11 protein-coding genes and 1 pseudogene are annotated in these 13,018 nt (G+C 43.6%); 8 read left to right on the forward strand and 4 right to left on the reverse strand.

Annotated features, from left to right (window positions below):
• The first annotated feature begins 3 nt into the window (after window positions 1–3).
• The 5 genes and pseudogenes from CS921_RS13840 to CS921_RS13860 all read left to right on the forward strand — a co-directional run bounded on the left by CS921_RS13840 (window position 4) and on the right by CS921_RS13860 (window position 5,345).
• Window positions 4–2,346, forward strand: coding sequence for an ATP-dependent DNA helicase (locus CS921_RS13840; protein WP_099224901.1), 2,343 nt, complete (start codon window positions 4–6; stop codon window positions 2,344–2,346).
• Between the two features lie 27 nt (window positions 2,347–2,373).
• Window positions 2,374–3,183 (forward strand): sugar-phosphatase, encoded by an 810-nt coding sequence (gene yidA, locus CS921_RS13845; RefSeq protein ID WP_099224903.1) that lies wholly within the window; start codon window positions 2,374–2,376, stop codon window positions 3,181–3,183.
• 47 nt (window positions 3,184–3,230) lie between these two features.
• A complete protein-coding gene (locus CS921_RS13850; RefSeq protein WP_099224904.1) occupies window positions 3,231–4,283 on the forward strand; it encodes a hypothetical protein in 1,053 nt (350 codons plus the stop codon).
• Window positions 4,284–4,419: 136 nt separating this feature from the next.
• Window positions 4,420–4,686: pseudogene (locus tag CS921_RS13855) on the forward strand (MmcQ/YjbR family DNA-binding protein); the annotation flags it as partial.
• Window positions 4,687–4,742: 56 nt separating this feature from the next.
• The gene (locus CS921_RS13860) at window positions 4,743–5,345 is read left to right on the forward strand and encodes a histidine phosphatase family protein (RefSeq protein WP_099224908.1); all 603 of its coding nucleotides are present in this window, start codon (window positions 4,743–4,745) and stop codon (window positions 5,343–5,345) included.
• A 150-nt stretch (window positions 5,346–5,495) separates the two neighbouring features.
• Here the strand turns inward: CS921_RS13860 and CS921_RS15885 are convergent, their stop codons facing one another.
• Both CS921_RS15885 and CS921_RS13870 read right to left on the reverse strand, forming a co-directional pair.
• The gene (locus tag CS921_RS15885; RefSeq protein ID WP_162921785.1) at window positions 5,496–5,606 is read right to left on the reverse strand and encodes a putative holin-like toxin; all 111 of its coding nucleotides are present in this window, start codon (window positions 5,604–5,606) and stop codon (window positions 5,496–5,498) included.
• A gap of 202 nt (window positions 5,607–5,808) precedes the next feature.
• Window positions 5,809–6,777, reverse strand: coding sequence for an AraC family transcriptional regulator (locus CS921_RS13870; RefSeq protein ID WP_099224912.1), 969 nt, complete (start codon window positions 6,775–6,777; stop codon window positions 5,809–5,811).
• A gap of 135 nt (window positions 6,778–6,912) precedes the next feature.
• On the opposite strand from CS921_RS13870, the gene CS921_RS13875 reads away from it, so the two are divergent.
• Together CS921_RS13875 and CS921_RS13880 are read left to right on the forward strand one after the other, a co-directional pair.
• On the forward strand, window positions 6,913–8,934 hold the full coding sequence (locus CS921_RS13875) for an alpha-L-rhamnosidase-related protein (protein WP_162921786.1): 2,022 nt from the start codon (window positions 6,913–6,915) through the stop codon (window positions 8,932–8,934).
• 21 nt (window positions 8,935–8,955) lie between these two features.
• Window positions 8,956–10,254, forward strand: a complete 1,299-nt coding sequence (locus CS921_RS13880; protein ID WP_099224916.1) for an MFS transporter — start codon at window positions 8,956–8,958, stop codon at window positions 10,252–10,254.
• A 38-nt stretch (window positions 10,255–10,292) separates the two neighbouring features.
• Here CS921_RS13880 and CS921_RS13885 read toward each other — a convergent pair whose 3' ends face one another.
• Window positions 10,293–10,676, reverse strand: a complete 384-nt coding sequence (locus tag CS921_RS13885) for a hypothetical protein (protein ID WP_099224918.1) — start codon at window positions 10,674–10,676, stop codon at window positions 10,293–10,295.
• A 17-nt stretch (window positions 10,677–10,693) separates the two neighbouring features.
• Window positions 10,694–11,311: a hypothetical protein gene (locus tag CS921_RS13890; protein ID WP_099224920.1), complete on the reverse strand. Its 618-nt coding sequence runs from the start codon at window positions 11,309–11,311 to the stop codon at window positions 10,694–10,696.
• 468 nt (window positions 11,312–11,779) lie between these two features.
• Here CS921_RS13890 and CS921_RS13895 point away from each other — a divergent pair.
• Window positions 11,780–13,018 (forward strand): SIR2 family protein (locus CS921_RS13895; RefSeq protein WP_205527794.1); only part of this gene is annotated, 1,239 nt, incomplete at its 3' end.

Genomic DNA, 13,018 nt, shown 5'->3' on the forward strand with positions numbered 1-13,018 from the left:
GTTATGAAAAAGATTCAGATTTCGGTTCGGCGACTGGCAGAATTTGTTTTTCAATCAGGGAGCATCGATAGTCGTCTTGTTACGCCTGACCGTGCGCTTCTGGGGGCTAAAATTCATCGACAGCTGCAAAAGCTTGAAGGGGATGACTACGAGGCCGAGGTGTCACTTAAGATTGAGCTTGAACGGGACGGGTTGCAGTTCGTGATTGATGGCCGGGCAGATGGAATCGTCGATGGGAATAAAATTGATGAAATCAAAAGCACGATGCGGCCGTATGGGGAGATCGAAGGGGACGGCTATGAGGTGCACTGGGCGCAGGCAGTCATCTATGCGTATATTTATGCGGATCAGGAGGACCGGGACGCCATGGACGTGCAGCTGCGCTATTATCACATCACAGAAGAGATGGTTACGACTTTTGAGCGGCATTATACGTACGAGGAATTGCAGGGCTATTTTGATTCTCTGCTTGATAAATATCTGGTTTTTGCCCAGTTTATGACGAATTGGCAGGAGCGGCGCGATCAGTCGCTGAATGAATTGACATTTCCCTATGATGGCTATCGAAAAGGGCAGCGGGAGCTCTCGATTGCTGTCTATCGGACGGTGGAACAGGGCAGCCGGCTTTTTGCGGAGGCGCCAACTGGGATTGGGAAAACCATGTCGACACTTTTTCCAGCCTTTAAAGCAATGGGAGAAGCAAAAACAGATAAAATTTTCTATCTGACGGCCAAAACGATCACGCGCCAAGTGGCTGAAGATGCTTTGGAAGAATTGAGGCGTCGCGGCTTACGAGCCAAAACGGTAACGCTTGTTGCCAAGGATAAAATCTGCTTTTTGAATGAGCGACGTTGTGATCCAGATCATTGTCCTTTTGCCAATGGCTACTACGACCGCTTGAACGAGGCGCTTTTTGACCTGCTTCAAAATGAAGATGCCCTCACGCGGGAGACGATTGAGCATTATGCCAAAAAACATGTGATTTGTCCGTTTGAATTGTCGCTTGATGCGGCGCTTTTTTGTGATGTCATCACGTGCGATTATAATTATCTTTTTGATCCGACGGTCTATTTGCGCCGTTTCTTTAGCGATCAAAGCGGGGACTATACGTTTTTAGTGGACGAGGCGCACAATCTGGTCGACCGGGCGAAGAAAATGTATTCGGCGGACTTATCTTTGCGGCAACTGGAGGAGCTTCATGCGGAGATTGCAGGGCCGGGCAAAAAGCTCGACAAGGCGCTTGCCAAATTGGTGCAGGATATGAAAGCGGTCGGCGAAAAATGTGAACCGGGTGCGGGTAGCTACAGTCAGGCGGAACCGTTCGACAGTGTGGAAAAGGATCTGGAAGTTTTTGCGGCTGCGGTGAAGGAATGGCTGTTGGTAAATCCTGAGGCGCCGGGGCAGGAGATGGTGCTGCGGACATTTTTTGCAGCGAATCATTTTTTGAAAATCAGTGAGCTCTACAGTGATAAATTTGTGACGCTGGTGGCGCAGGGAGACGATACGGTTTTACGGCTGATTTGTCTCGACCCATCTGAGCTTTTGGAGGAAAAATTAAAGCTTGGCAAGGCGCAGGTGCTTTTCTCGGCAACTTTTTCACCAATGGACTATTATGCCGGACTGCTTGGCGGTGCGGACGATGAGGAGACCAGCCGGATGATGTTTCCTTCGCCGTTTCATCCCGACCGTTTGAAAATCATTGTGGATAGCCATATTAGTACGCGCTATCATGCCCGCAAGCACAGCAATCTGGAACTGGCGGAGACGCTCGCTGCCTTTGCGGATTCAAAGCAGGGCAATTATCTATTCTTTTTTCCGTCCTATCGATACATGGAGGACGTTTATTATCAGTTTCGAGAGCTTCGGCCGGACGTGAAAACAATTCTTCAAGCGCCGGACCTAAGTGAAGCAGAACGAGAGGCGTTTTTGGCGGAATTTCAGCCGGATAATGAGGGGACGTTTGTCGGGTTTGGCATTCTAGGCGGTCTTTTTTCGGAGGGGGTCGATCTAAAAGGTGATCGGCTGATCGGTGTGGCGGTGATTGGTGTTGGTCTGGCGCAGCCTTCTGATGAACAGGAACTCGTGAAAGCTTACTATGACGAACTGAACAGTCAGGGCTTCCACTATGCGTACCAAATTCCCGGCATGAATAAAGTATTGCAGGCTGGCGGTCGTGTGATTCGCGGGGAAGCAGACCATGGCGCGCTGCTTTTAATTGATGATCGCTATACAGAGCGGCGTTATCAGGAGCTTTTTCCACGGCACTGGCAGCATTTTTCCGTGGTTCGTAGCCGGACACAGCTCAAAGAACAGCTTGCCTCCTTTTGGGAAAGTTTAGTACACTGATAGAGAGGATGTTGGAGGAGGAGAAGCATGTATAAATTGATTGCGATTGATATTGACGGAACCTTGCTGAATGATGCCCATGAGCTGGTCGTTCCGGTCATTGAACGAATTAAAGAGGCGAAACGGGCTGGGGCAAAGGTGGTACTCTGCTCTGGACGGCCGCTGGTTGGGTTGCGGCATAGTTTGGAACAGCTAGGTCTGCTGGATGCGGAAGATTATGCAATCACAATGAACGGCGCAATCGTTTTGAAAACAAAATCAGGTGAAATTGTGGCTGATTCGGCTCTTGATAAGGCGGCACTCCAAGATATTTTTGCTTTCTGTGCGCCACTCGGAGCCCATCTGACCTATCTGGACGCTACCAAAATGTACGTACCGCACGAAGAAATTTCCATTTTGACCTGCAAAGATTCCCTGCTACTGCAAACGCCGCTCTATTATCAGCCGGTCGACAAGGCACCAGACGATATCAGGGTGGCCAAGGCGATGCTGCTGGATGAGCCGGAAAAAATTGATGAAGTGGTGGCTGCTTTGACAGAGGAACTGCATGAGAAATACTATATCGTGCGCAGTGTCCCGTACAATCTGGAATTCTTGCACAAAGGTATAAGCAAAGGTACGGCGCTCAAACAGCTGGCCGATTCGCTTGGGATTCCCCGCGAGGAAGTGATGGCAATTGGTGATGCGGAAAATGACATCTCCATGCTGGAATATGCCGGAATGCCGGTTGTAATGGGCAATGCGGCTGAACATATCAAGCAGCTGGGCAAATTTATCACCAAGACGAACAATGAAGCCGGAGTGGCCCATGCGCTGGAAGAACTGGTGCTTAATTAAGACGATAGATACAGCTTTAGAAAATGACAAATAGGGATGTGGCGCAAATGATTTTTGATCAAATGTTATGGGAGAAATATATCAAAGGCTTTTATGTGCATGATTGTGCGTTCGGAGCTGATCGGAACAGTTGTGGTCTGCTTTTAGTTGAGAAGACGGAAGATGAATTTGATCCAGTGGAGGTGCGCTTTTTACACATTGAGCTGGGGGAGGAGCCTCGAGTGGTGGCGCGGCAGTTTATGCAAAGCGGAGATGAGGAGCCTCGAGTGGTGCGGCAGTTTATGCAAAGCGGAGATCTGGCAGGGACACTGCAGGACGAATTTGTTTGCACGGATATGCAGCGGGCAATTAGCTACAAGGTGGCTGCCGGGGAGGTAGCTGATGAACAAATTGGTCTTGCACTTCCCGGGACGGATCTTTTGGCCGTTAGTCGGAAGCTTATTCGTGTTGGTAACCGGCTCTATGCTGTGGGCAGTCCGTTTCGGGTCTACCAGCGCACCCATTTTCAAAAGTGGGAAGATCTTTCCAAAAATATACCGATTCCGGAAGACTTTATTGCGAGAAACTGGCGGGCAATGATCAGCAGTGCTTTTCATGATTTGGACGGCTTTTCTGAAACGGATATGTATGCTGTTGGCGATGGCGGAGGGGTTTATCATTTTGATGGGAATGAGTGGGAAAGATGTGTGTTTCCCACTGATGGCTCGCTTCAGACGGTTTGCTGCGCGTCGGATGGCTATGTGTATGTGACGGAGACGGTTCAGTGGGCAAATGTACGAATTTGGAAGGGATGCAAAGATATTTGGGAACTTTTAACAGAGGATATCGGTTTGAGCGGCGGTCCAGTCATAGATAGTGCATGGTTTGATGGACGTCTCTGGTATGCGAATGGTTTGACATTAAATGTACTTGAAGAGGGTAGGATGGTAGATGCTTTTCACGCCAAGCGTCATCCGCTCCCGCTGGATATTGAGCTTGCTTGTCGGGGAAGGATGGACGTTTCGCCAGATGGCTCAGCGATGATAATCAGTGGTCGGGACGGAACAGCTTTATATGATGGGGAAAAGTGGCTACTGCTTTTCAGTTCATTAGAATTTTAAGTAAGAAAAGAAGCAAAAAGTGAGTGAGGACCATTTTGATAATGGTGGAGTCGCTACTTTTTGCTTCTTTTTATTTGTTAATTCTTTTTAGTTTTTGCTCGAGACCAACTAGCTACGCCTAACAATAGTGGAAGGGAAACTGATCGGCATGCTGGGTACTGAAAAGGAAGGCCGGCCCATTTTAACCCTAAAATGTGATCCGCAAAAAAGTGAAAATCTGCGCGCGGTAAATCCGCATATTCTGCCGGGGTACTATATGGATAAAAAGACCTATATATCGGTGCTGTTGGCGGAAGAAAAGGACCGGCCGTTGATAATCGAATTGATTGATCATGCTTACGAGCAGGCGTTTCAGACGTTGCCAAAGTACAAACAGCGCGCAATCCGTGAAAGAAAAGCTTGACTTTGAGCTAACTCCAAGTGCTAAAGTAAAGAAAAAATAGGCAAAGGATGACTTAAATGACGAAAACACTTTACTTAATGCGGCACGGGCAGACGGTTTTCAATGCGCGGCACAAAATTCAGGGCTGGTGCGATTCACCGCTCACAGAGCTTGGCATTGCCCAGGCAGAGCAGGTTGCTGAATATTTTCAAAAGGAGCAGATTACTTTCGATCATGCGTATTCTTCTACGGCGGAGCGGGCGTGTGATACTTTGGAGATTGTGACGCAGAATGCCATGCCGTACAAGCGGTTGAAAGGACTGCGGGAATGGCATTTTGGCGTGTTTGAAGGAGAAAGTGAAGATTTGAATCCGCCGAATGAGCCGGGAGCTACTTCTTATGGAGATGCTTTTGTGAAATTTGGCGGGGAAGGTAGTTTGGAAGTGCAGGCTCGACTAGATGCGACGCTTAGAGAAATTATGGAACAGGCTGACCACGAGCAGGTTTTGGCAGTCGGTCACGGTGGTGCCATGTATATGTTTATTCAGAAATGGGAGGATTTTGCACGAGTGAGGCAAATTCGCTTTTCCAACTGCTGTATTTTAAAATTTACCTATGAAGCAGGCGAGTTTCAATTTGTCGAAGCAATCAATCATGATTTTTCGACGTTGGGGAAATAGGCACTTTACAAGATTTGGGCATGTAGGTATAATGGAATAGAAAAGAGAGCCATGTTGGTCCATGACTCTCTCCTCTTGCAGAAGAACCGTTGAAAAGACGGCGATCATAGGTTTTGAAATAGCCCCAGGTTGCGCAAAGCTTGGTAGGGGCTATTTTTTGTTTTTCGAATGAAGCTCAAGTAATACAACAATGAGACCAATCAAGGAAATCAACAGACTTCGGAAGCGGATCATCAGTTGTATAGCTTCTGCGACTTGCACAAGGCCAGTCCTTTCTGTAGAGCGGATTTTCTATTTGCATAGACATCCCTCCCTTCATCAGGGATTTGGCCGCCCTCTATTCACTTTGCCTTCCACATGGGTTTATTATAACATGAATAGAGAGCCTTTATACCCATAACTTTCAGTCCGAATAATGAATTTTATAGTCTGATATAGGTAAATAGACGTATAAAGAAAATTTCTAGCGGCTTTTCCGAAAACGAAGCGGTGTTTGGCCGTATTTTTGCTTGAACACCTTGTAAAAATTACTTGGATCATGATAGCCAATCTCGTAAGCAATATCAGCAATTGGCCGGTCCGTTTCTTCTAATAGTTTTTTTGCGACGGTCAGCCGCTTCTCGTTGACGAGCTCAAAAAAGCCTTTGCCAAGTTCTTGCTTAATTTTAGCGGATAAGTAATTTTTATTATATTTGAACTCTTTTGCAAGATCGGTGAGTGTGATGTGCTGATAATGCTGGTCAATATAACTGATGATTTCTATCATTTCGCGATCCATTTCCTGCGTGCCTTCCCAGGCGAGTTTTTCCAACTCTCGACTAATTTCATAACTAAAGATGGAAAAATAATGCTTGATAATTTCATGTTTAAAATGATTTTGGTTGAAATATTCGACTATCATGTTTCGTAGCAGTGCCAGCACGCTCTCATTGCTGGATAGATCAATCAGCAGAAAATTGCTGTAGACGGCTTTTTCACGAATGGCGTGCAACAGGAAATCACTGAAAATGGCGTGCGACTGAAAGGAATCGTATAAAATATCTGTTGAAAGAAAGTTTTCGTGGACGAGGATATTGATCAGAATATCCTGTTCCCCAATATAATCGATTTGCTGGACCACATCCTTATCCATGACGATGATGTGGTCCTTTTTGAGTTGAATTTTTTCACCGTTGATTGTTTGCGTGCAGCTGCCGGTGTACATATAGTTGATTTCGACAAAATCATGGGTATGAGCCGGCGTATAAGAAAAACGCTGCTGCTTATTGATGAAAATATTGCCGTCCAGAAAGAAAGCCTCCTTGGGGATACGCGGCACCTTTTGGAGGGTGTAAGGAAGGTTCAGCTCGTTGATATTCATTTTTTCTGTCAGCTGGATTTGCTCGATTTCTGTGTGCTTGAATAAAAAGGCGTCTAGTTCGGATAAATTCATGGGACACACTCCTAAAATTTTACTAAAACTGAATAAATACCATTTTTTCAAGAATAAATACCATTTTAACTAGAATATATTTAGATTATACTGTTTTTGTAAGCGGTTAACAACTAATGGGAAAGGATGAGGAAAGTGAGCAACTGGATTTGGTTCCCGGGCGATTTTGAAATTTATCAACTGATGAAGCAGAATTTCAGCCGGGAAGAGCGTGGCTTTGATTGGCCGGCTTACTGGCATGCGACCAGCTGGAATCACAATGTCCGTTTCAGCAGAACGTACGATTTGGCAGAATCGGAGACATTCTGTGTTTCGGCGAAAGGAAAGGGGTATGTGGCGGTCAAACGGCTTTTGACTGACGGCACGGAGCAGGTCGACAAGTTTCCTTTCGAGACGGAAATCGCTTGTCCGGCAGGGGCAGTGACGATTGAAGTGATTGTCGGCCATTTGGAAGGACTGCCTAGTATTTTTGTTAGTGGGGAAATAATTTTCTCGGATGGTTCCTGGCTCAGCTCCAACTATGTGGAACATGGGCAGCCGGTAGGAACCAGTGCGTTATTTACTTCCAGTGAGGCGAACCCGATGGAATTTCCTTACACGCATGAAACGCGACAGCCAGTTGATGTGGAGTATCTGGAAGATGGGCTGCTGCTTGACTTCGGTTATGATATTACGGCAGCGACAGTGCTTGAGTTCAAGGATCAGTTTGAACCGGTGACGCTGTGTTACGGGGAGAGTCGGACGGAAGCGCTGGATGTGGCGGACTGTTATCTGAAGCAGATTGTCGAGACGCCGGACGATGTGGGGCTCGAGAGGCTTGATCAGCGGACCTTCGCCACCCGACTGCGCGCGTTCCGCTATATTTTCCTTCCGGGTGTCACAAAAGAGCGACAGAACATTTCGATCCAGGCCGACCATCAGTATGTAGACTTCGGCCCGGGCAGCCGGTTCACCAGTTCTGACGAGCGGCTCGATCAGATCTGGCAAATTGCCGAGCGGACCTTCCGCGCCTGCAGCAGCGTTTTCTTTCTAGACGGCATTAAGCGTGACAAATGGGTGTGGTCAGGAGATGCCTATCAAAGCTATTTCATCAATCAGTACAGCTTTTCCGATAAGGCCATAGTCGAGCGGACAATTCTGGGTCTGCGCGGCAGCGATCCGTTCAAACAGCACCTCAACACGATCATCGACTACTCGCTTTATTGGCTGATTAGTTTGGAACTTTATAATCAGACATTTGGTGATCGGGATTTTCTAGAGAGAGTCTATCCGAAAATGGAATCCCTCCTAGCCTACTGCTTGGAACAGACAGATGAGAATGGCTTTATTTATGGTCGAAAGGATGACTGGGTGTATATTGACTGGGCGGAATTCGATATCGAAGGGCCGCTGTGTGCAGAACAAATGCTACTGGCCCGTGCTTTTGAAAGTGTGATTGCCATTCGGAAAATATTGAACCAGCCCGTCCTTGAACTGGAAAGAAAATTGGCAATTTTGAAAACAAACATTCAATCGTTTTATTGGGATAAAGACAAGCAGGCCTTTATCGACAGCTATGAATCCGGCAAACGCCATGTAACCAAACATGCGAATATTTTTGCGGTTTTGTTTGATTATGCAGATGAAAAGCAAGTAGATGAAATCAAGCGGCATGTTTTACTAAATCCGCAAGTGCCAGAAATCCACACGCCGTATTTTAAATTCTGGGAGCTGGAAGTGATGGCCAAACTCGGCGAATATACCCATGTTGTCGACCAGATCAAAGCTTACTGGGGCGGCATGCTAGACGAAGGTGCGACTACTTTTTGGGAATATTATGATCCGAGTGAAACAGATGCGAGCAAATATGCGATGTATGGGGATAAATATGGCAAGAGCCTTTGTCACGCATGGGGAGCCAGTCCGATTTATCTGATTGGTCGCTATTTGCTGGGAATCCGCCCGACAGCTCCGGGATATAAGCAATTTGAAGTGGCCCCACAGCTAGGATTTTTTGAACAGCTGTCCTGTACATTTCCTGTTGGCGAGGGGGAAGTCACGATCGAATTTGCAGACGGCATGTTAAATGTGACGACGAATGCGGATGGCGGCGTCTTTCATTTGCCAGATCAAGAGTTTGCTTTATCAAAAAATCAACCACTAACAATCACGTTATAATCATAAAAGGAGGAAGTAAAAATGGGCAATACAAAAGATAAACTTTCAGGCAAAGACTGGTTTTTAGCCAGTGTTGCCGGCATCGCTTCGTATCTTGATGCCGCACTTCTTGTAAGCGCTGGCATAGCACTGGCGATCTGGTCGGATCATTTTGGCATCAATCCATGGTGGACGGGTGTGATTAGTACCTCTTTGACTTTATCGGTCGCAGTGGGGGCGCTATTTGGCGGGCGGCTTTCGGATAAATTTGGACGTGTACGTGTCTTTAATATTGATATTCTACTTGTAGCAATCGGAAGTGTGATCATTGCATTTTCCGGCAATATGGGGATGCTGCTGCTCGGCCTGATCATTGCTGGTCTGGCTTCAGGCGCGGACTTGCCAACCTCTTTGGCCGTTATTACGGAACGTGTTGCGCCGGAGCATCATGGAAAAGTGATCACAGTGACAGAAATTTTCTGGATACTGGGCATTCTGTTATCGCAAGCGCTTGGCTTTGTGACTTCCACGATGGGAATGACGGGCACGCGAGTACTTTTCCTATGGATTGCCGCGGTGGCACTTTTAAATTGGTGCGTACGTGTCTTTTCGCCTAAATTCCGGCAAGTGGAGCATGAGCTTTATGAAGAAAACGCGCATAAAAATCTGGCGGCTCAGTCAGGACAGAAAGTTTCAATCAAGGCAGTCTTTTCTTCAAAAAAATTCCTCGTACCGATGATTACCGTGACAGGATTCTATTTGTTCTGGAATATTCCGGCCAATACATGGGGATCTTTTGTAAACTATTTCCTTGTGACAATTAATGGACGTACGCAATCTTACTCAACAGCACTTGGCTTCTTTGCAAACCTGGCAGCAATTTTAGTGCTATTCTTTGTTTATATGAAACTGGCAGATACGAAATACCGCTATGCAATGATGCATACAGGGCTGTTCCTATGCGTATTGTCGTTCGTTGTATCGGGAATCTTTGGCGGGACCTCATGGATCGTCTTTTCGGCAGCTTACTTTATTTATTCAGCATGTAATAATTTACACGGCGAATCGATTTATAAAATTTGGACACAGTCATTCTATCCGCCTGATTTGCGTGCCAGTGTCACCGGCGTTTCGATTGCCATTGTACGGATTTTGACCGCCGTCTGCTCCGTATTCACGCCAATGATCATGAACTATTCACCAGACCTGTTGATGTGGCTGCTAGTAGGGTCGCTCGTAATCTGCTGGATTTTTGCTGGCAGCACGATTCGACTAGTGAAAAAATATGACATCCCAGATCCCGGAATTAAAAAATCCAACACTTCGGCAGTACATGAATAAAAAACAACCCTCGGATGGCGATGATCCGAGGGCTGTTTTTAATTAGTATCGGGATTCATGGTAAATAATTGCCCATTTTTTTCATAATAAATGAGCCTAGCAACAAAGAATTGATCGTCTTTTTTGTAATAACTGATATTTTCATCATCTCCCGTGTAAATTTTTGTTCCCTTTGGCAGAAAGTTCGATGTTAGGTTTCGAGAAGGCGTTTCATAGCGATTGATTTTTTTCGTTGTCTTACCTGCAAAGTTCAGTGAAGCTGGATCCAAGTCGCTAGGCTCATCTGTCAGCGCGTAATTGCTGCTGGCCACGTGGAGCATTGTGGGCGTTTTTTGTTTTTCAGCATATTTATATCCAAAGTAGCCACCAAGAATCAGCAAGGGGCAAAGAACTAGAATTAGCCAAAACTTTTTTCTTTTCATAGGATTCCCCCATCTTGTTATTTGTGTAAGATTTTGATACGTACCCCGGATACACTTCCTTTATAAGCTGTAGTAGTTTTTTGATATACATTAGCACCATTGTAATGTTTTACAGAGTACTTATCTTTGATTTTATTCCCATAAATTGCTGGACGAGAGCTTTTATTTTTGTTTGCAGCATAATATGTTCCTGAACCACCGGCTTTAGCTACTGATAGGGAGACAGGCCCGTATCCAAAATTGATACTGGTACCTACTCTTTGTGAATTTGAAAAGAAGTAGCCAGAAGGGCCTTTTTTATATCCTTTAAAAGATGGATGCCAAGTTAGAAAAACATCTGTTGCTAGACGTGTTGAACTAACCTTTGTCCATTTTTGATAACCAAGTGTGGAACTTTTTAAAAGTGGCCGACCAGTAGAGGACACCGCCTTAGAAGGCTCTTTGACAATAAATTCGTCTGGTAAACTAGTTCCGTCATCTAAATGTCCTTGCTCAGCTTCCTGCAGTGTAATCATGGGAATTGGGGTAGATGTGCTATTACTTTCAGAAGCAAAAACAGGAGGGGTTAAGATGGTTAAAACCAAGGTGGCAATTAGTGCAGTTGCAATTAGTTGTAATGCGATTTTCTTTGTCACTTTCAACAACTCCCTTTTTTAGAATAATTAAACCATAATACGAAAGTGCTTACTTTTATAGGTGTATATATAAAAGTTTATTAAATTGCCATAAGTACTCTAAAATATGTCTCATTCTGAACTAAAATGAAATAGATGGACATGTTATATTTGAAATAGAGGAAAATGAATTTTAATTATCAGAATATATAATAAAATGTTTTTTGGGATATATTTAAATGGCAAATCATGTTATAATAAATGAGCAGAAATAAAGTAAACGGGGTGGCTAATCCTTACTTAGAAAGGATTAGCTTTTTGCGGGTTACTGAAGCAATGAATCTGATGCTTGATTTTGACAGTTAATTTATTTTTTTGCCGACGTATCTTTGTACTAGGGATGTTCATCACACACGGTTCGTTACTATTAATTTGATGTAGAAAATCCAAAGTTAATTATTGTAAATATAGTAAGATTGGAGATTTTTAATGGGAGAATATTACACAGAAAAAGAATTCGAAACATTAGTTAATGCGCTTGCAGATGCGGTCAAAGACTTTAATCTAGTTGTTTTCATAGGAGCAGGTATTTCACTTTCTCAAGGTTATCCAAATTGGGATGGATATATTGAAAAACTAGTCCATTTTTGGCAATTCAATATACGTAATTTTCCTGAAGTTGAAGGTAAGATATCTAATAAGTTACTTTCACAATTTGATGAAATTTTAAAATCTAAGAATACTAATAAAAGAAAAATTGATTTGTTGTATACTCTACTATATGGTGTTTTGGGAGAAAAATTAACTGAGGTAAAACTTGATTTTGAAAAATATTATTTTAATAGTGTTCTACCGGATTCTATAGAAAATAGTATTGTAGTTGAGTTAATAAAATTAGATCCGATTTTCATTACTTCAAATTATGATTTTGAAATTGAAAAACATTTAGGGCGGTCAAAACAAAAAGGGGCATTTAAACCTATAAATAATGTGAGGGAGTTTACAAATTTAAATAGTGTGCTTCGCTCGGGGGATGTTTTGCATTTGCACGGAACAACAAAGGGCGATTGGGACTTTTTTGTGAATTCATCACTTGATTATTCTCGGCAATATTTGAAAACATCGGAAGATCTCAATAATTTGAGGGATTGGTTTCAAGAAAAAAACCCCGTTGTTTTATTTATTGGAAGTAGCATGGAAGAAGATGAAATTTTATCTTTACTTCCAGCTACTACTAAAAATTTTGCATTAATGAAAGCAAATTCTAATGAAACTCAGGAGTTTAGAGAGCTATACAATCAAACATTCCAAATTAATAATAGTACAAATATTTTTTGGTACGGGGATAGTTATAATGATCTGCCTAAAAAAGTAAATGAAATAGTAAGTGCAATTCAAAAAGAATTAGAAATTCCAGAAAGTATAGAGGATTGGAATATACTTCATGCAGTATCTACTAATGATGAGATGGTTAAGGGAATTCTTGAAAAACATTTAGAAGATGAGCGTTTCTTATTTGATATTTTTAAAGTTGATGATATTGATTTAGAAGAAAAAATTTTAAAGAATACGTTTAGGAGTCCAGTTTTACTAAAAAAAGCTAGCAGCATTAGTAGCTTCTGGGTTATGCTTGATAAAAATTTTGAAACGCTTGATAAAGCAGAGATTCAATCTATTCTTGTGATTTTTCAAAAACAGAAATTAAATATCTATTTTGAAGGGATTTTT

Origin of the sequence: Listeria costaricensis (assembly GCF_900183385.1) — a bacterium.
GTDB lineage: Bacteria > Bacillota > Bacilli > Lactobacillales > Listeriaceae > Listeria > Listeria costaricensis.